The sequence below is a fragment of the Paraburkholderia aspalathi genome (assembly GCF_900116445.1).
GTDB lineage: Bacteria > Pseudomonadota > Gammaproteobacteria > Burkholderiales > Burkholderiaceae > Paraburkholderia > Paraburkholderia aspalathi.
The window spans coordinates 79,855-99,764 of the sequence record NZ_FPBH01000009.1; the positions used below are offsets into that span (position 1 = coordinate 79,855).

Here is a 19,910-nt window from a genome sequence, read left to right on the forward strand (position 1 = left end):
GCAGGACGTGTGATGAGGCGTGGGGGTTGCATGCTTGGCAGTCGGGAGGTAACGCCGGCCGGTCGGACCGCCCGCCGGCATTTTCTTAAATTGTTCACCAGAATCGAACCTGTGCAAATTATCCGCTATCAGGAGTTACCCGGTCTCGCCGAGCTGCTTAAGCGCCCGTCTCGAGAGATACCCTGGAGGCATTGCCAAATAAGAGACACATTGTAGATATGTGTTCATAATATTCTGAAATTGGCCGTGCAGGCCGAAACGGCAGCGCCGCCGGTGACGGACAAAACCCTGAACTTGTCACAGGAACGATCAATGGCTTTTCGTGAGCATTACGACTATGTGATTGTCGGAGCAGGGTCGGCGGGCTGTGTGCTGGCCAACCGTTTGTCGGCGGATTCGGCTGTGTCCGTGCTGCTGCTCGAAAGCGGGCCGCCGGATCGCAGCGCGCTGATTCACATGCCGCGCGGCATCGGCAAGATCCTGAGCCCGGGTGGTCCGCTCGTATGGAGCTATCGCGCCACCCAGCGCAGCGGCGGCGGCTCGGAAGACTGGTTAAAAGGGCGTACGCTCGGCGGCTCGAGTTCGGTCAACGGCATGGTGTATTTGCGTGGCCATCCGCAGGACTACGACGACTGGGAAACAGCAGGTTGCACCGGCTGGGGCTGGGCTGACATGGGCCGTTGCTTCAAGGACATGGAAGATCACGAGCTCGGCGAGGCGCAGTGGCGCGGCGCAGGGGGGCCGCTGAAAGTGTCGATGCATCCGTCGGGCGATCCGCTTTGCGAGGCAGTGATCGAAGCAGCAGGGCAGAGCGGCGTGCCGCGAGTCGGGGACATCAATGCCGCTGCGGATGCGGCGATCGGCTACCAGCCGCGAACCATCTGGCGCGGGCGACGTTGGAGCGCGGCCAAGGCGTTTCTCGATCCCGCGCGCGGCCGTGCGAATCTCGACATCCGCACGGGTGTCGAGGTCGAGCGGATCAACTTCAGCGGCAAGCGCGCCACCGGTGTGTTGCTGCGCACGGCCGAGGGCGCCGTCCTGAGCGTCAATGCACGGCGTGAAGTGCTGGTGAGCGCGGGCGCGCTGAACTCGCCGAAATTGCTCCAACTCTCCGGTGTCGGCGACGGCAAGCGATTGCGCGAGCTCGGCATCGACGTGGTTGCCGACGTGCCCGCGGTAGGCCGCAACCTGCACGAGCATCGGCCGATCATGCTGAGCGCGCGCGTCACGGGCGGCAGTCTGAACCGGCAGTTTCGCGGCTGGCCGCTTGTCGCCAACATGTTCCGCTACCAGTTGCGTGGCGCGGGCCCGATGACGCATGCGGCGCACGAGGTCTGCGCCTTCGTTAAAACGAACCCGGAACTGGCGCGCCCGAATGCGGAGATCGGCGTCGGCCTGTATTCGCTGACGGTGAAAGACGGCAAGATCGCGATCGACACGCAACCCGGCATGACCTGGGTGGCCTATCTCACGCATCCTCAGAGCCTCGGCAGCGTGAGCATCACGTCGACGGATCATGCCGCGCCGCTCGCCATCGACGCCAATTATCTCGACACCGAACAGGACCGCCGCCACAGCGTGGAGCTGATCCGGCTGATCCGCCGCATGCTGCGTCAGCCGGCACTGGGTGGCCATTTTGCCGAGGAGACTGCGCCGGGTCCCGCGTTCACGTCTGATGAGGAACTGGTCGAGGCGTACTTCAAATTCGGCTCGACCGCCTTTCACGTGTCCGGCACCTGCCAGATGGGCAACAGCGATGCCGCAGCTGTCGATACGAAACTGCGGGTGCGTGGCGTCGAACGCCTGCGGGTGGTCGATACGTCGATCATGCCCACGCTGATCGCGGGCAATACCAACGCGCCCGCCATGGCGATCGGCATGCGCGCGGCTGAACTGATACTCGGCGAGCAATGAGCGTGGCCTTGTTGCCACCGCTATCGCCATCTGACAACAACATGGACGGAGACATCGAATGAACGATTTTGCGGCGCTGCCGAAGCAGTTCACCGAACAGACGCGGCTTTTTATCGGCGGCGCGTGGGTGACGCCACAAAGCGGCGAGCGCCAGCCCGTGTTGAATCCGGCCACCGAGGAAGTGATTGGCGAAGCGCCGGCTGGCGGTTTGCATGAAGCCGAAGCGGCGCTCGCCGCTGCGCGTGAAGCATTCGATCGCGGGCCATGGCCGCGCATGTCGCCGGCCAAGCGTGCCGGTTTTATGCGGCGCATGCATGCCGCGTTGCTCGCGCGTTCCGATCGCATCAAGGCGTTGCAGATCGTCGAAGCCGGGGCAACGCGCTCACTTGCCGAAACCATGATGTTCGCCTCGCCGATGAAGATTGTCGAAACCGCGATCGAGCGCTCCCTCAATCAGGTGGCGCGCCATCTGCCGATCACGACCGCCTTCAATCCATTCGATCCCGCCGGCGCGCAATTGATCGGCAGCGGCGTCGTGGTGCGCGAGGCGATCGGCGTGGTGTCGGCGATCACGCCGTTCAACGCGCCGTTTCTCACCAACCTGGCCAAGCTGTTTCCGGCTTTGCTGGCCGGCAACACGGTCGTGCTCAAACCGTCGCCGCATACGCCGTTTTCGGCGCTGCTGTTCGGCGAGGCGGCGCAGGAAGCCGGATTGCCGGACGGTGTGCTGAATATCGTCACCGGCAATGCCGACGTCGCACAGATGATGACCGCGGATGCACGTGTCGACATGGTGACGTTCACCGGCTCGGAGCAGGTGGGAGCGGCGATTCTGGCGCAAGGCGCGCCGACCATCAAAAAGACGCTGCTCGAACTTGGCGGAAAGTCGGCGTTGATCGTGCGTGAAGATGCCGACGTGCAGAAAGCCGCGATGGAAGGCGTGTTCCAGGTGTCGACCCATTGTGGGCAGGGCTGCGCGCTGGCGACACGTCATATCGTGCACAACGCGATCCGTCCCGCGTATGTCGAAACCATGCGTGCGATTGCGGCACAGTTGAGCGTCGGCGACCCCGCGGCGCCCGGCACCGTGGTCGGACCGCTGATCCGCGAAGCGGCCCGCAGCCGTGTCGAGCGTTTCGTGCAGCAGGGGCAGGACGAGGGCGCACGGCTCGTGGCAGGCGGGCGGCGGCCAGCCCATCTGGACCGGGGGTTCTTCTACGACGTAACGATTTTCGACGGCGTGACGAACGATATGTCGATCGCGCAGGAGGAGATCTTCGGCCCTGTGGCCAGCGTGATCGGTTTCGATAGCGACGAAGAAGCGGTGCAGATTGCCAATGACAGCCGATATGGCCTGTATGGCGGAATTCATTCACGGGACCCGGCGAAGGCTTACGAGATGGCGCTGCGCTTGCGCACCGGCGGCGTCGTGATCAACGGCGGCCTGTATTCGCTGATGGATGCGCCGTTCGGCGGCTATAAGCGATCCGGGCTTGGACGCGAGTTCGGCGAAAACTGGCTGGACGAATATACGCAGGAGAAGTCGGTGCTGTTCCGGATTGGGGTTTGATTCTCAGTGTCTCGTTGACGCTCAGAAAGAGCGGATCAATCCGGCCCCCTTGCCGGCGCGGCGCCGGGGCGTACTTTCAACAGTCTCCCGGACCACGGAGCACTGGTGAGCGATTCGAGCGACTGCAGATGCCGGTCGCTCGTCACATACAACGCTGGACCGTCGGCCTCAGACACAAAAGCGAGGCCGGTCGGCGCCGCCACCGGCAGACTGACAAGCCGGTCCACGCTGCCATCGGCCGCGAATCGTACGAGGGTCCAGCCATCTTTTAGCGCGACCCAGAGGCCGCCATCTTCATCAAGGGCAATGCCGGACAGCCGCCCTGAACCCTTCGGCATCGAAGCGAGCCGGCGCACAGTCGGCGATCCCTTCTGCAACATGAACAGCGTCCCCGAATCAGGCGCGACGGCATAGGCTGTGACGCCATCCCGAGCCCAGGTCATTGCTTCGATCGGCTCGCTGAAGCGCCAATGTTGCCTGACGCGTCCATCGTCGTCCACGAGGCCGAGCCGGCAATCTGTATCGCCGTCGGGGCACAAGGCGACCCAGCAGCCACCCTGAGGATCCACACAAAGCGCGTTTATCGCAGGGTCGGTCCACACCGACGCATCGCTTATCCGCGTGAGATGGCCGTCCGCGTCGAGCCGCACGTAGTGTCCGTCATGGACGATGATCAGCGTGTCGCCGCATAACAGCATGGTGGTGATCGGCGCGTCGAGCCGCGCGACGATCCGATCCTGCTTGCCGTCGAAGCAATGCACGGCCGGCGCCAGCGTGTCGGCCCAGTAGAGGCAACGACCCGTGCACGACCACACGGGAAACGCGCCATGAAACGCCCAGCCGTCGCTGACCGGTTCGACTTCTTCTATGCCGGACTCATACCTGCTCACGCTCAGTTGCGAACCCACGCGCCGTGCGGCGTCGGCAAGTTCGGGGCCGAGCAGTTCGAGCCTCGCGAGACTCAGCCTGTAAGCGGGGCCCGCGACACTCAGTGCGCCGCGCACCTGGCCTGCGGCATCGACGATCGGCGCGGCGACGCAGCGCACGCCCGGCACGATTTCTTCGTCGTCGATTGCGTAGCCGCGCGAGCGCGTAATGCCGAGTTCTATCTGCAGACGCCGGCGATCCGTGATCGTGTGCGGCGTCAGCGCATCCAGTGCGATGCTTTTGACGAGCGCCTCGCACTCGTCTTTCGGCAGCCGCGACAGGATCGCCTTGCCCTGGCCCGTGCAATGCAGCGGTTTGCTTTGTCCGAGCGCCGCGGCCGAGCGTTGCGAATGCGCGCCGTCGCATCGCTCGAGGGACAGCACGGCCCCGCCGTCGAGTATCGCGAGGTACGAGGTTTCACCCGTCAGATCGCGCAGCGTGCGCAACTCCACGCTGGCCGCGGCGACCAGATCCGGCATCAGGTACGCGTTGCGCACCAGTTCGAGGTAGCGAAAACCGAGCCGGTAGACGCGCCGCACCTGATCGCGCCGGACCAGCCCGCGTTCGACGAGGGTCGCGAGGATGCGATACAGCGTGGTCTTCGGCAAGCCGGCCTGATCGAGTAATTCGGCGTTGCTCATGCCATTGGGCGCCGCGCCGATCAGGTCGAGCACGCCCAGCGCCTTATCCAGTGATGCTGTTCCTTCTCCTACGCTCATATTCCCATCCTCTGGAACTCACGAAAGAAAACGAGGATAGCACCCGGTTTCATCCGTTCGAGTCGTGGGCTAGCATTCTCCCCACGATGACGCACCCAATAGCGGATTCAGTTCCAGAGTGTGGAACTGGAGATTCATGAAATCCCCCTGAACAGGAAACGCCAGTGAAGATCCACCACTATTCAGATTCCCTCGAGACCGACGTCGCGCGCGACGTGGAGGTGAGTGACGAAGTACTCGCGAAACTCGCCCGGGTGAGCAGCGGCTCGCTGACGACGCAACTCTTCAAGCACGGCTACAAGCAACCCGCACTGGTCGGCTTGCGGCCGCTCAACCGGGACGTCGAGCCATTCGCGGGCCGTGCCTTCACGATGCGCTTCATTCCGGCGCGCGAAGGTATCGACACCTACGGCACGATGACCACCAAGCCGAACATGGACAACCTGCAATGGCAGGGCGTCGAACAGGTGAAGCCGGGCGACGTGCTGGTGATCGATAGCCAGAACGATCCGCGTGCAGCGTCGGCGGGCAACATCCTGGTCACGCGGTTGCTGGCGCGTGGCGCGAAGGCGATCATCACCGACGGCGCGCTGCGCGACGGCACCGAGATCGCGAGGTTGCCACTACCGGCATACGCCCGTGAAGTGACGGCGACGACGCGCATCGCCTATCACCACGTGGCGGATCTGCAGGTGCCGATCGGTTGCGCGGGTGTCGCGATCTATCCGGGCGACATCATTGTTGGCGGTTCGGATGGGATCACCGTCGTGCCGCCGCATCTGGCGGCCGAGCTGGCTGATTTCTGCACGCAACAGGATGACCTCGAGGGTTATCTGGCGATGCGTATCGCCGCGGGCGAAGCACTGTGGGGTGTGTACCCGCCGAGTGCGCAAGCCTATGAGGACTACGACAAGTGGGTCGCAGCGGGGCGTCCGCAGATTCCCGCGGTGTTCGACAAGAAGGGGGGCTGAAACGATGGCCGCTATCGACCAGGCAAAGTACGCCGCATTGATTCGCCGCTATTTCGACGCCTGCAACGAAGCCGATTACGACAAGCTCGTCTCGTGCTTCACGCCCGATGCCGTGCACTACTTTCCGGCTGGGTTGCCGGAGATTCCGTGGCGCACGGCGGACACCATCGCGCGTAAATGGCAATGGTGTGTAGAGAACCTCGGCTCGCAGTGGACCATCGAGAAGATTCTGGTGAGCCACGACAGCCACGAAGCGGTGATCGAGTGGACTCACTGGAAGGGCAAGCTCGGCACCGCGCTGCGCGGCGACGAATGGTACGTCTTTGACGAAGCCACGAGCCTGATCCGCGAAATCCGCGCCTACTACGCGGCGCCGGCGGACAAGGAAGTGAAGATCAACGAACTGGTTGCGTTCGATTACGAAGCGCGTGGCTATCACCTGAGGGCAGGGTCATGAGCGAAACGAATCCTGCGTTTGCCGCCATCGACCACGCCGCCACACAAGCGCACGAGGCGGCGCCGCACTGGGCCGCGTCGACGGCAAACGAACGCGCCCGCTTGCTGCGCGGTCTCGCCGATGTGCTTGAACAGAACGCCACCGCACTGATCGCGCTGGCTAACGACGAAAGCGGTCTCGGCGAAGCTCGCCTTACCGGCGAACTGGCTCGCACTGCATTTCAGTTGCGCGGTTTCGCGTCCGCAGTGGAAGCGGGCGCCCCGTACGCGCAGATCGACGATGCCGCGGTGCCTGGTGCACCGCCCGCAGGCCGGCCACGTTTGACGTTGATTCAGGCGCCACTTGGCCCGGTCGCGATGTTCTCAGCAAGCAATTTCCCGTTCGCATTCTCGGTGCTCGGCGGCGATACGGCATCGGCACTTGCCGCTGGTTGTCCGGTGATCGTCAAGGCGCATAGCGGGCATCCGGCGTTGTCGCGCAAGGTGTTCGATCTGGCCGTGGCTGTCGTGGCGCAGCAGGGCCTGCCGGCGGGTGTGCTGACGCTCGTGGAAGGCGCATCGCGCGAAGCGGGCGCGTACCTGGTGCGTCATCCGCACGTTACTGCGGTTGCGTTTACCGGTTCGTATCAGGGCGGCGTCGCATTGTGGCGCGTCGCGAATGAGCGTCCGCGGCCGATTCCATTTTTCGGCGAACTTGGCTCGATCAATCCGCTTGTTGTACTGCCGGGCGCGCTGGCGAATGGCGTGGCCGAAGCGGCGAAGTCCCTGGCAGGCTCGATCGCGCTGGGCTGCGGACAATTCTGCACGAGCCCCGGTTTGATCCTTGTCTTCGACGATGCCGATGGCAGAAGTTTTACGGCTGCGTTGGCCGATGCGCTGAGTACACAGTCTCCGCATCGAATGTTGACCGACAGCATCCGGCACGGCTTTGACCATGCAGTCGGGAAAATGGCGAGTCACGCCGCCGTGCGCTCACTAATTGAGCCGCGCGAACCGCGCAAAGCGGGCGACGGCAGCGGTGCCGGTCCGTCACCGCGTCTGTTCGAAGTCGAGGCCGCAACGTTTATCGCCAATTCGGAATTGCACGAGGAAATGTTCGGACCCGCCGCGCTGGTCGTAAAGGTTCGCTCGGTTGCCGAGGTGCTCCAGGTGCTGCACGCCGTTGAAGGATCGCTTACCGTGACATTGTGGGGTGTCCAACAGAATACCGTCGACAACCTCGCACTCATTCGCGCTGCGGAGCAGATCGCGGGTCGTGTGCTGTTTGGCGGTGTGCCAACCGGGGTGGCAGTTACGCGCGCCCAGCAGCACGGCGGTCCTTGGCCCGCATCGACGCAACCGCAGACCACGTCGGTCGGCTATGGAGCGCTTGCACGCTTTTTGCGGCCGGTCGCGCTGCAGGATGCACCGGACTGGCTCATCGCGGTAAAGCGCGGAGGGACGTCGTCATGATGAAGCACATTGTGATGTTCCGCCGCCTGGCGACGGTCGATCGTCAACCTGAATTCGAAGCGCAACTGGTGGAACGCATGCGCGGTCTGCACAAGGAGATTCCATTCGTACGCGCATGGAAAGTGTCGGCCAACGAACTCGAGCGCGCGATCTGCTGGGACTATCTGCTCGAATCGGCGTTCGACGATCGCGACGCGCTCGACCGGTATCTGCCGCATCCGGCGCATGTCGCGCTGATCGCCGATCTCAAGCGGTATTTCGAATGGGCTGCGTGTGACTACAGCGAGGCCTGAGGTGTGACGATCCGGTCAGGTATTCCTGTTACGAAGCTTTGCGTAATCCATTGTCTGAAGGGAATTTTCATATGCATACCGCGAGGGTGGCGCTCGTGACGGGCGCCGGCAATCTCAAGGGAATCGGGCGCGGCGTGGTTCAGCGTTTGAGCGAAGCGGGAATCGACGTGGTCGTCAATTACCTGAGCGAGGATGACGGCCATGCGCAAGTTGTGGAAGAGGCGCGGGCCTTGGGGAGGCGCGCGTTTGCGGTGCGCGCGGACCTGACGTCGAAAGAGCAGATCAGGTCGATGTTCTGTGAAGTAGAGAGCAGGTTCGGCCGTCTCGACATTCTCGTGAATAACGCGGGACGGTGTGTATGGGAGAAGGCGGTCGACATCACACCGGCGGGCATGAGCCAGATCATCGACGTCAACGTGCGTGGAACCATGGAGTGCTCGCGTGAGGCGGCGCGCCTGATGATCGCAAACGGACGTGGCGGACGCATCGTCAATATCTGCTCGCTTCAGTCGAAGCGGCCGACGCCGTCGATGTCGGTGTATTCGGCCAGCAAGGCGGGTATCGACCATCTGACGCAATGCCTCGCGCTGGCGCTTGCGCGTCACCGGATCACGGTCAATCAGGTATGGCCTGGTTTCGTGGACACCGACATTAACGGCTCCAAGCCTGAGCTGAACACCAGCGACGCACGGGAAAAATTTCTTCAGACCATTCCCGCTGGACGATGCGCGACGCCGGAAGATCTCGGCGAGGCGGTGGCTTACTTCTGCCGTGAAGAAGCGGATGTCGTCACGGGCGCGACGTTGAAGGTCGACGGCGGAGCCTTCATCCGCTGTCTGCAATGAGGTTCGGCAAATGAAACGCAATGTTCTGATCGCCTGCGGCGATCGCAATCCCACACTCGATGCGGCACTTGAAGCCGATTTTGCGAACGGGGCAGCACGGGTCTTGCGTAGTCAGTCGACCACGCGCGACGAGATTTTCGCCGAATTAGCCGCGCTCGAGCAACGCCACGGCGGCATCGACGCGCTCGTGTATGTGTCGCCCGATCCGGTAGAGATCGACTTTCTCGATGATGCAGACGCCCATCTGCTGGACGGCCGTCTGGAGAGCGACTTTGCCGCGGGCGCATGGTGGTTGCAGGCGGCAGCGCGCTCGATGGTCGAGCGAAGGGTGCCAGGCAGTTTGGCCTTCGTATCGCATGTCAGCGCAATCGTGCCGACACAGCGCTTTTCGTTCAGCGCGATGAGCCAGGCGATGTTGATGAACCTCGCCCGTACAGCGTTGCTCGAGTTGGATCACGTGGGTATTCGCTTTAATTTCATTGTGCGCGGCTGGGCTGAGCGCGGCGCCGAGAAAGCGTTCTTCGAAGCGTTGCAGGAGGTTCATGGGGAAGACCATTATCCTCCGCTGCATTACGCGAGCGACGCTGACGTCGCGAGCGCCTGCACGCTGGTGAGCGGTGCGAACGCGCGCGCCATTAACGGCGCAACCTTGACCATCGACGGTGGCTTTGCCGTCAGCCGTCTGATCCGGCAGATTCCGGCCGACTGACGCACGCTTCGCTCGATGACGACGTGCGACATATAAAAAAGACGAAGGAGACACGATGTTTTTAGCCAACCGCTACCGCGGCACGATACTGACCATGCTGTTTCTCGCTATGGTCATCAACTACATCGACCGGGCCGCGCTCGCCATCGCGATGCCATTTATCACGAAAGATTTTCATTTGAGCGTGGCCGAAAAGGGTTTGATCTTCAGCAGTTTCTCGATTGGCTACGCGATCTTCAATTTTGTCGGCGGATATCTCGCCGACCGGTTCGGCGGCAAGCGTGTCTTTACCTGGGCCATGACGATCTGGTCGGTGTTGTGCGGACTGACGGCGGGCGTGTTCAGCTTCAGCGCGTTGCTGGTGGTGCGCGTGCTGTTCGGTGCGGGCGAGGGGCCGATTTCCACCACGGCGAACAAAGTCGTCAACAACTGGTTTCCGATCAAGGAGCGGGCGCGCGCGATCGGTATCAATCAGGCGGGCGGTCCACTCGGCGGCGCGCTTGCCGGACCGGTGGTGGGCTTGCTGGCGCTGTGGCTCGGCTGGCGCGTGGCGTTTGTCGTGATCGCCGCGCTCGGGATGATGTGGGCGTTCTGCTGGCGCAAGCTGGCAACGGAATATCCTGCCCAGCATCCGAGGGTCACGCCGGCCGAACTCGAACTGATCGGCCAGCACGCTGATGAGGATGCCGTCGAAGTATCGTCCGCACGGCCGAGGCTCACGCATGTCATCTTCCAGCGCGCCGTGCTGGTGACCGGCATCTCGCTCTTTTGCTACAACTACATCCTGTTCTTCTTCATGAGCTGGTTTCCGAGCTACCTGATCGACGCCAAGGGAATCAGCCTGAAGAACATGAGCTTCGTCTCGGCGCTGCCGTGGCTGATCGGCGCGCTGGGCTACATGAGCGGCGGCGCGTTGATCGATGCGATCTACAGGAGAACCGGCAAGCTGTTGCTCTCGCGCAAATGCGTATTGGTGACGTGTCTGCTGGTCGCCTCGTTGTGTATCGGGCTGACCGGGCTGGTTGACGACGTGAGAGTCGCCATCGGTGTGATGACCGTGGCCATCGGCTTTCTGATGCTGACCGCGCCGGCATACTGGTCGATCATTCAGGACAGCGTGCCGCGCAATCAGGTTGGCACCGCAGGCGGCTTCATGCATGGTCTCGCGAACGTGTCCGGCATCGTGGGCCCCGCGCTGACCGGTCTGCTGATCCAGCGCTCGGGCAGCTATGCGACAGGTTTCGTGCTGGCCGGCACGCTCGGTATCGCCGGTGCGCTGATCGTCGCGCTGTTCCTCAAGAAACCCCGCCCTTCGCTGCTGGTTACGGAATACCCGGCGACAGTTTGAACTCCAGGTTGACTCATCATGAAAATCGCTTCTTTCCAATCGGAAATTTATCGTGTCCCACTGACCGAAGCATGGGGCTCGTCGAATTACGCGTTCACGTCGCTTGAATTCGTGATCGTTTCGCTGAAGAGCGATAGCGGTCTGACCGGCACCGGCTGGACTTTCAGTGTCGGCAACGGTGCGGCAGCGTTCAAGAGCATGATCGACTATTACCTCGCGCCGAAAGTGCTGGGTCAGGATGTATTTCAGGTCGAGCGGCTGTGGAGCAGGATGTGGCTCGAGACACACGACGTCGGTTCCGCCGGCGTCACCACGCACGCAATCGCTGCCATCGACATTGCCATCTGGGACTTGCTTGGCCAGGCATTGCGGCAGCCGCTGCACCGTCTGCTCGGTGGCTATCGCGACAGCCTGCCGGGCTATGGCAGTGGCGTGAACCTGCATCTCGATCGGGACGCATTGCTCGCACAGATGGAATCGTTCCAGTCGCAAGGCTACCGTGCGTTCAAGATGAAGATCGGCAAGGATGACCCTCACGAAGATCTCGAACGCGTCATGGCGGTGCGTGCGCTGGTCGGTAATGCAGCACGCCTGATGGTGGACGCGAATCAGAAGTGGCACCCGTCAGAGGTGATCCGCCGCGTGGACATGCTCAAACCGGCGAATCTGTTCTGGCTCGAGGAGCCGACGTTGAGCGACGACGTGGACGGCCATGCTTTGATTCGGAGCAAACTTGTGACGCCGGTGGCCGTCGGTGAGAGCCTCTACACGAAGTATCAGTTCGCGCATCAGATTACACGCGGCGCATGTGACATCGTGCAGCCGGATGTCTATCGCGTAGGCGGTATCACCGAGTTCATGAAGATCGTCAAAATGGCGGAGAGCCATAACATTCCGGTGGCGCCGCACTTCGGCATGGAACTCGTTGCGCACCTCGGCTGCGCGGTGCCGAACATCCTGTGCTTCGAGGGATTGCGTGGAGCGGGCTTATCGGAGATGGGCATTATCGAGCGTCCGCTGAAGGTGACCGACGGCACGATCCAGCCCGACGATACGCCGGGGCACGGCGTCAGGTTCGACATGGGCGTTCTGGCGCAATACCGGCAGACGCCAGAGCGCCTCGCCCGCGAGCAGGTCACGACGCGTACCGACGTGTGATGCGCGACACGACTGATGAATCGCCTCGACACACTGCGCGCTCCCTCGCTTTGCCGATGGCGCACGCGGATGCCTTGAGCGAATCGCGTGTGCGTCTTGCAAGCGAAACACTCGAAGCGGAACTGGTTCCGGGCTGGGGTGGCCGGCTCGCGCGGCTTCGCTCCAAAGTAGACGGTTACGACCTGGTCGCGCCAATCGAGCAATGGACTGCGGAGCCGTTCGGCTGGCCCAGGCGGGGTGCGTATCCGCTGATTCCGTATTCGAACCGTATTGCCCATGCAAGGCTTGCCGTTCTGGATCAGGTGGTTGCGTTACCGCCACACCCGCTCAGCGCGCCGCACACGTTGCACGGTGTTTGTCAGATCTTGCCGTGGCAATGCGTGGCGCAGACGCAGCGTCATGCAAAGCTCTGCGTTGACTATGCGGGCGCGGAGTGGCCGTGGGCGATCCACGCGGAACAGACGTTCGAACTGGCGGGTTCCGAACTGACACTGCGGCTTGCCGTGGAAAACCGCGCGGATACACCGATGCCGGCGGGGCTCGGCTGGCATCCGTACTTCTGTGTGAAGGGTGGCAGTGTGGTGAGCTTCGAAGCCGGACAGAAGTGGACCATCGGGGCGGACTATCTTCCTGATGGCGCGCGAACACAGCTGGACCGCCCGGTGGTCGTGAGAGGCGACGACTGGAGCACGGGTGACTATGCAGGCTATTTTTCCGAATGGACAGGACAGGCCGTGCTGTCAGTCGCAGGTGGCTCGCTCGAAATGCATGTGTCGGAGCCGTTGAGTCATCTCGTCGTGTTCGCGCCGGCTGGAGCGGATTTCGTTTGCATCGAACCCGTCAGCCATGTCGCGAACGCATTCAATCTCGCGCATGATGGCGTGAAGGGAACTGGCCACCGGATGCTTGACCCGGGCGAGTCGATGCAAGCCATGATCCGTCTGCACTGGAAACCAACGGACCGCGCGAGCAGATAAGCATTAGCTGTAGAGAGGCCATGTAGGTACGCATCCAGATAATTTAGTGAATGCAAATTCACATTATTACGGATAACGAAATATAAAAACACAAAAACTGAGTAATTATAAATGGAGATGATGATGAAAAAGTCCTGGCTTGCGGCCGCCTGCGTGATTCCGTTGGCGAGCGTGGCGAACGCGCAGAGCAGTGTCACGTTGTACGGGCTAATCGATGTGGGTGTTGTCTACGCGAACAACGCTGGGGGCGCGAAGCAATATGCGATGGCCGTGGGCGCGTTGAACGGAAACCGTTGGGGATTGACGGGCGCGGAGGACCTGGGTGGTGGCTACAAGGCAATTTTCAAGCTGGAGAATGGCTTTTCCGCTGCCACCGGCGCACTGGGGCAGGGCGGTGCTGAGTTCGGCCGTCAGGCTTTCGTGGGACTGTCGGGACCGTTCGGAACGATGACGCTTGGGCGCCAATACGATTCGGTGGTCGACTACGTGGGCGTTCTGAAAGCCGGTGGCGATACCGCGGGCGGCTACGCGAATCACCCGGCCGACCTCGATAACACCGGCAACAATTATCGCGTCAATAACGCGCTCAAGTATGCGAGCCCCGACTACAAGGGTTTCAGATTCGGTGGTGTTTTCAGCGTCGGCGGCGTAGCGGGAAATTTCCAGCAGAACCGCGTGTATTCGCTCGGAGCAGGTTACAAACAGGGACCCCTGGCGCTAGGCGTGGCCTACCTCAACGCCCGCAACCCGAATTTCTCCTATTACGGCAACAACCCTGCATCGAGCACGACGGCGTCGAACATGTCGTCCATTCCGGTGTACTCGGGTTATGCGTCTGCGCAAACGCTGCAAACCATCGCCGCCGCGGCCGCCTATACGATCGAGACGGCAACAGCAGGCGTGGTCTATTCCAACGTTCAGTTCCGCAACCTTGGGGCGAGCGCGAGTCTCAATCCCGGCGGATACAGCGGTAATGCCGTGTTCAATACTGTCGAACTGAATTTTCGGGTCTGGGTGGCCCCCGATTTTCTGATTGGAACGTCTTATGCGTACACGCGTGGCGCTCAGGTCAGCGGCGGCGCGGCGGGTGGCGTGACATACAACCAGTTGAACCTCGGGGTGGACTACTACCTGTCCAAGCGGACCGATATCTATGCCGTCGTGTTCGGCCAGCACGCGTCTGGAAAGGATTCGACGGGTAAGGGCGCACGAGCCGCGATTTACGGCTTGACGGCTTCATCGACTGGCACGCAGATCGCCGCGACCGTCGGCTTGCGGCACAAATTCTGACGATCAGGGGGCCACGCGGTCTCAGTGATTCAAAACGATACGGAGGATTCAATGTCCACGCGTTTCCGCGGGGTTGTCCTTACCCTGCTGTTTCTGGCAATGCTGATCAACTATATGGATCGTGCGGCATTGTCCATCGCGATGCCATTCATTTCGAAGACGTTCAGCCTTTCGCCGTCGGAGAAGGGCATTGTATTCAGCAGCTTCTTTGTGGGCTATGCGCTGTTCAACGTGATTGGAGGCTACCTGTCCGATCGTATCGGCCCGAAGCGCGTTTTCACGTGGGCGATGCTCTGCTGGTCTGGATGCTGTGCGCTGACGGCGGCGGCATCGGGCTTTGTCTCATTGCTGGTGTTTCGCACGGCATTTGGGATGGGCGAGGGTCCCATCTCGGCGACGGCAAATCGCACGGTGGCAAACTGGTTTCCTACCGGGGAGCGTGCTCGCGCCGTGGGGCTGAACCAGGCGGGTGGCCCGCTAGGTGGTGCGCTCGCCGGCCCTGTGGTGGGCTTCATGGCGATCCAGTTTGGATGGCGACTGGCGTTTGTCGTGGTCGGATGCCTGGGGGTGTTGTGGGTGCTGGCATGGGCGCGTCTGGCGACCGACCATCCCCGGCAGAACGCACGCGTATCGAGCGATGAAGCAGCGCTCATTGCCCAGGACTCAGCAATGGGCGTAACCGGCCGCGCGCAGGCAGCCATTGAAGCGTCATCCGGCACGGCGCGCACGATCTTTCGCAATCCCGCTGTGTACGTGATGGCGTTCTCGCTATTTTGTTGCAGCTACAACCAGTTTTTCTTCCTGACCTGGTTTCCGACTTATCTCGTCGAACAGAAGCATCTGTCGCTGGCCGAGATGAGCGTGGTGTCGTCGTTTCCGTGGTTGGCTGGTGCGCTTGGCTACGTGCTGGGCGGCCTTGCTATCGACGCTCTTTATCGTTTGACCGGAAAAGTCCTGCTGTCGCGCAAGGTCGTGCTGGTCGTCTGTCTTGCATTGGGTGGCGCCTGTGTTGCCCTGACAGGACAAATCGAGTCGGCGCGGGGCGCCGTGTCGGTCATGTCGATCGGCGTTGGTTTTGTCATGCTGACGTCGACGGCGTATTGGGCGCTGATTCAGGCCATCGCGCCGCGCGACGCGGTGGGCGGCGCAAGCGGGCTGATGCATGGGCTTGGCAATATATCGGGGATCGTGGCGCCGACATTGACCGGCTTCGTGATACAGAGCACGCGAAGCTATTCGATGGCGTTTACGATCGCTGGCGCGTTGGCGTTGCTTGGGGCTGTGGCGGTGGCGTTCTTGATCCGGGAACCGGCAACCGGCGCTGGCCCCTGTGTCCATATTCCCATCGATTGGAACTCGCGAGCTGAAAGTGAGGACAGCCCGGTTTCGTCATCTGCAGCGTCGGACTAGCATTCGACTAACGACGATATGCCGAATAACGGATTCAGTTCCAGCGCATGGAACTGGACAGGAGACAAACAATGAACGATCACCCGTCATCCGCCAACGCGGAGCTAGCGATGCCACCCGCCACCAATGCGCGGACCGCCGCAGCCGCTACGACGCGCACACGCTACCGGTTCGTGACGCTGGCGCTCATCACCATCGTCCTTGCGCTCAGTTCGGGTGATCGGGCGGCGATGTCCGTCGCGGGCTCCGCGATGGCGAAAGAGCTTCACATCACATCGGTCGAGCTCGGCTATATCTTCTCCGCTTTTAGCTGGGCCTACGTGATCTTCCTGATTCCAGCCGGCTGGCTGACGGATCGCATCGGTTCGAAGAAAGCGATGTTCAGCGCGATTGTGGTGTGGTCCGCGTTCACCGTTTGCATGGGCCTGGTGCATTTTATCGGCCTCGTCGTGCCGCTGCTGCTCGCGTTGCGGTTTCTGCTAGGCGTCGCCGAGTCGCCGGTCGGCCCTGCGTCCGGCCGGATCATTGCGGCATGGTTCCCCGCTTCTGAGCGCGGTGTGGCCGGCGCAATCTTCAACAGCGCCCAGTATGTCTCTCTTGCACTCTTCACACCGTTCATGGGCTGGCTGTGCCATGCATTCGGCTGGGAATACGTATTCATCGCGATGGGCTGCGTGGGTCTGGTGATCGCGTCGATCTGGTGGAAGAACTACTACCTGCCGGTCAGGCACCCGTCGATGAGTGCAAGCGAGCTCGAATACATTCGCGCGGGCGAGGGTTTGGTCGATCTCGAAGCTTCGCAGAAGCAGGAGAAAACCGGACCGGCGCGCTCCCAGTTGCGCGATATCGGCTCGCTGTTCAAAAGCAGGATGCTGGTCGGCATCTTTATTGGCCAGTACTGCATCAGCGCCATCACGTGGTTCTTCGTGACTTGGTTTCCGATCTATCTCGTGAAGGATCGCGGCTTCGACATTCTTCAGGCCGGTTTCGTGGCATCGATTCCCGCGCTCGCCGGATTGATCGGCGGTGTCGCCAGTGGCTTCGTATCCGACGGGCTGCTGAAGAAAACCGGCTCGCTCAGCATTGCCCGCAAGGGGCCGGTGATTGTCGGCTTCCTGTTGAGCGCGAGCATGATCCTGTGCAACTACGTGAATTCCCAATGGCTGGTGGTTGGCCTGATGAGCCTGGCATTTTTTGGCAAGGGCTTTGGCGCGCTGAGCTGGACGATCCTCGCCGATACGGCGCCGCGCGAAATCATCGGTACGACCGGCGGTGTGTTCAACGCGCTCGGCAATAGCGCGGGCATCGTCACGCCGGTGGTCATCGGCTACCTGCTGCAAAGCACGGGATCCTTTAGCGCGGCGCTAATTTATGTCGGCGCGCACGGTCTGGTCGCCGTATTGAGCTATGGGCTGATTGTCGGAAAGATCCAGCGCTATCAGCTCAAAGCCTGATCCTCCGACCTGCACGAACATCGATACTATTCATTTTTCGAAAGGAGAAGTTGTGAGCACATCGTCTACCCAAACACTCGCGCATCTTTCGCGCGGCGCGGCAAGTACGGATCGCATCACCGGCGTAAAGGTTTCGCTGACGTATCTGCCGCTCGCGGCGCCCATCAGCGATGCGAAGGTGCTGACTGGCCGTCAGAAGCCGCTTACCGAAATCGCCTTCATCTTCGCCGAGATCAGCACTGAAAGCGGCCACCAGGGAATCGGCTTCGGCTACTCGAAGCGCGCCGGCGGACCAGGTATGTTCGCGCATGCGAAAGAGATCGCGCCTGAACTGATCGGCGAAGACCCGAACGACATCGCACGCATCTGGAACAAGCTGTGCTGGGCCGGCGCATCGATGGGGCGCAGCGGCTTGACCACCCAGGCCATCGCACCTTTCGACATCGCGCTATGGGACCTCAAGGCAAAGCGCGCCGGTCTGCCGCTCGCGAAACTGCTCGGCGCGCATCGTGACTCGGTGCGCTGCTACAACACCTCGGGCGGCTATCTGTCGATGCCGCTCGATCGCGTGCTCGAGAACATTGACGCATCGCGTGAACGGGGAATCGGCGGGATCAAGATCAAGGTCGGCCAGCCGGACACGGCGATCGATCTGCAGCGCGTCACGGCGGTACGCAAACATCTCGGCGACAGCTTCCCTTTTATGGTCGACGCGAATCAGCAATGGGACCGTGCGACCGCTCAACGTTTCGGCCGTGTGCTCGAACAGTTCGATCTGACATGGATCGAAGAGCCGCTCGACGCGTACGATGTCGAAGGCCATGCGGCGCTGACCGCATCGCTCGACACGCCGATCGCCACCGGCGAAATGCTGACGAGCTTCGGTGAACACGCGCAACTGATTACGGCGCACGCGTCGGACTTTATTCAGCCAGATGCGCCACGCGTCGGCGGGATTACCCCGTTTCTGCAGATCATGAGTTTGGCCGATTTCAAGGGATTCAGCCTCGCACCGCACTTCGCGATGGAAATTCACCTGCATCTCGCAGCGGCCTATCCGCGCGAACCGTGGCTCGAACACTTCGAGTGGCTCGAGCCGATGTTCAACGAGCAGCTCGAACTTCGCGACGGCCGGATGCATGTGCCGAACCGTCCGGGCCTGGGCTTCAGCCTCAGCGATCAGGCGCGTGCGTGGACTACCGAGTCAGCTTCGTTTGGCGCGGGTGCTTAAGCAGCAGACGTAGCCGGCGTTCGTAGCACGAGCGCCGGGAGCCTGTTTTTACCAATCAGACAGAGCGTTGACATCATGAAGATGATCTTTCGCTGGCACGGTCCGAAGGACCCGATCAGCCTGCAGTACATCCGCCAGATTCCGGGCCTTTACGGCATCGTGTCGTCGCTTTACGACCTGCCACTCGGCGAAGTGTGGCCGAGCGAGCGGATTCAGGCGCTGACTGGCGCTGCGACGGCGCAGGACCTCAGGATGGAAGTCGTCGACAGCTTCCGCGTGCATGAGGAGATCAAGCTCGGCCGGCCGGGCCGCGAAAAACTGATGCCGCAATACATCGCCACTTTGAAGAATCTCGCGGCGAGCGGCATTAAAGTGGTGTGCTACAACTTCATGCCGGTGTTCGACTGGACGCGCACGCAGATGGAATTTCCGCTGCCGGACGGTTCAAACACGCTTTCCTTCGAAGCTGAGCGGGTGGAGCAACTGGATGTGTCGAAGGGCATTCCGCTGCCCGGCTGGGGCACACGCTATACCCCGGAAAAGCTGCAGGCGCTGCTGGACGAATACGCCTCGGTGACCACGGAGCAGATGTGGAGGAATCTCGAATATTTCCTGTCGCAACTTGTGCCGGTCGCTGAGGAACTCGGTCTCAAGCTCGCGCTGCATGCCGACGATCCTCCGCGTCCGGTGTTCGGCCTGCCACGCATCATCAAGAATATCGACGACCACCGGCGCGTGCTCGATATCGCTGATTCGACAGCGAACGGCCTGACGCTGTGCAGCGGCACGCTCGGTTCCGACCTGCGCAACGATGTGCCGTCGTTCATCAACGAATTCGCGGCGCGCAAACGCGTGCACTTCGTGCATCTGCGCAACGTCAAGGTTGGCGAGAACGGAGATTTCTACGAATCGGCGCATCCGACCCAATGCGGCTCCCTCGACATGGCCGAGATCGTGAAAGCGCTGCACGACGCCGATTTCCAGGGCTACGCGCGGCCCGACCATGGCCGCATGATCTGGGGCGAAACCGGCGTGCCGGGCTACGGCCTGTACGACCGCGCGCTCGGCATCATGTATTTGCAGGGCTTGTGGGAAGGTATCGGCAAGGAAAAAGCTCGCACGCTCGCGCTGCGCCCGCGTGCGGCCGCCTGAGCACGCGGGCAATGCTCGGCCAGAATAAAACCGG

Annotated in this window: 17 protein-coding genes; 16 read left to right on the forward strand and 1 reads right to left on the reverse strand. The window is 61.8% G+C overall.

Annotation, left to right across the window (positions count from 1 at the left end):
* Positions 1–312: 312 nt before the first annotated feature.
* Both BM438_RS16055 and BM438_RS16060 read left to right on the forward strand, forming a co-directional pair.
* Positions 313–1,914 (forward strand): GMC family oxidoreductase, encoded by a 1,602-nt coding sequence (locus BM438_RS16055; protein ID WP_093635217.1) that lies wholly within the window; start codon positions 313–315, stop codon positions 1,912–1,914.
* 58 nt (positions 1,915–1,972) lie between these two features.
* Positions 1,973–3,484 carry an aldehyde dehydrogenase family protein gene (locus BM438_RS16060; RefSeq protein ID WP_093635218.1) on the forward strand — a complete coding sequence of 504 codons (1,512 nt, stop codon included), beginning with the start codon at positions 1,973–1,975 and terminating at the stop codon, positions 3,482–3,484.
* Between the two features lie 35 nt (positions 3,485–3,519).
* Here the strand turns inward: BM438_RS16060 and BM438_RS16065 are convergent, their stop codons facing one another.
* Entirely contained in the window at positions 3,520–5,130 is a 1,611-nt protein-coding gene (locus BM438_RS16065; protein WP_093635219.1) for an IclR family transcriptional regulator domain-containing protein, read from the reverse strand.
* 164 nt (positions 5,131–5,294) lie between these two features.
* On the opposite strand from BM438_RS16065, the gene BM438_RS16070 reads away from it, so the two are divergent.
* From BM438_RS16070 to BM438_RS16135, 14 genes are all read left to right on the forward strand, one after another.
* Positions 5,295–6,101, forward strand: a complete 807-nt coding sequence (locus BM438_RS16070) for an RraA family protein (RefSeq protein ID WP_093635220.1) — start codon at positions 5,295–5,297, stop codon at positions 6,099–6,101.
* A 4-nt stretch (positions 6,102–6,105) separates the two neighbouring features.
* Positions 6,106–6,558, forward strand: a complete 453-nt coding sequence (locus BM438_RS16075; RefSeq protein ID WP_093635221.1) for a nuclear transport factor 2 family protein — start codon at positions 6,106–6,108, stop codon at positions 6,556–6,558.
* On the forward strand, positions 6,555–8,009 hold the full coding sequence (locus BM438_RS16080; protein WP_093635222.1) for an aldehyde dehydrogenase (NADP(+)): 1,455 nt from the start codon (positions 6,555–6,557) through the stop codon (positions 8,007–8,009). Before BM438_RS16075 ends, BM438_RS16080 begins: the two co-directional genes overlap by 4 nt.
* A complete protein-coding gene (locus BM438_RS16085) occupies positions 8,006–8,302 on the forward strand; it encodes a Dabb family protein (RefSeq protein WP_093635223.1) in 297 nt (98 codons plus the stop codon). Before BM438_RS16080 ends, BM438_RS16085 begins: the two co-directional genes overlap by 4 nt.
* Before the next feature lie 71 nt (positions 8,303–8,373).
* Entirely contained in the window at positions 8,374–9,147 is a 774-nt protein-coding gene (locus BM438_RS16090; RefSeq protein ID WP_093635224.1) for an SDR family NAD(P)-dependent oxidoreductase, read from the forward strand.
* Positions 9,148–9,157: 10 nt separating this feature from the next.
* The gene (locus tag BM438_RS16095; RefSeq protein ID WP_093635225.1) at positions 9,158–9,856 is read left to right on the forward strand and encodes an SDR family oxidoreductase; all 699 of its coding nucleotides are present in this window, start codon (positions 9,158–9,160) and stop codon (positions 9,854–9,856) included.
* Positions 9,857–9,911: 55 nt separating this feature from the next.
* The gene (locus tag BM438_RS16100) at positions 9,912–11,204 is read left to right on the forward strand and encodes an MFS transporter (protein WP_093635226.1); all 1,293 of its coding nucleotides are present in this window, start codon (positions 9,912–9,914) and stop codon (positions 11,202–11,204) included.
* Between the two features lie 18 nt (positions 11,205–11,222).
* A complete protein-coding gene (locus BM438_RS16105; RefSeq protein WP_093635227.1) occupies positions 11,223–12,362 on the forward strand; it encodes a mandelate racemase/muconate lactonizing enzyme family protein in 1,140 nt (379 codons plus the stop codon).
* 74 nt (positions 12,363–12,436) lie between these two features.
* Positions 12,437–13,339 (forward strand): aldose 1-epimerase, encoded by a 903-nt coding sequence (locus BM438_RS16110; protein ID WP_167378401.1) that lies wholly within the window; start codon positions 12,437–12,439, stop codon positions 13,337–13,339.
* Between the two features lie 123 nt (positions 13,340–13,462).
* Positions 13,463–14,629, forward strand: coding sequence for a porin (locus tag BM438_RS16115; RefSeq protein ID WP_093635369.1), 1,167 nt, complete (start codon positions 13,463–13,465; stop codon positions 14,627–14,629).
* A gap of 51 nt (positions 14,630–14,680) precedes the next feature.
* The gene (locus BM438_RS16120; RefSeq protein ID WP_093635229.1) at positions 14,681–16,039 is read left to right on the forward strand and encodes an MFS transporter; all 1,359 of its coding nucleotides are present in this window, start codon (positions 14,681–14,683) and stop codon (positions 16,037–16,039) included.
* Positions 16,040–16,110: 71 nt separating this feature from the next.
* Positions 16,111–17,493: an MFS transporter gene (locus BM438_RS16125; protein ID WP_093635230.1), complete on the forward strand. Its 1,383-nt coding sequence runs from the start codon at positions 16,111–16,113 to the stop codon at positions 17,491–17,493.
* A gap of 52 nt (positions 17,494–17,545) precedes the next feature.
* The gene (locus BM438_RS16130) at positions 17,546–18,724 is read left to right on the forward strand and encodes an L-talarate/galactarate dehydratase (RefSeq protein ID WP_093635231.1); all 1,179 of its coding nucleotides are present in this window, start codon (positions 17,546–17,548) and stop codon (positions 18,722–18,724) included.
* Positions 18,725–18,799: 75 nt separating this feature from the next.
* Entirely contained in the window at positions 18,800–19,876 is a 1,077-nt protein-coding gene (locus BM438_RS16135) for a mannonate dehydratase (RefSeq protein WP_093635232.1), read from the forward strand.
* The last annotated feature ends 34 nt before the right edge of the window (positions 19,877–19,910 follow it).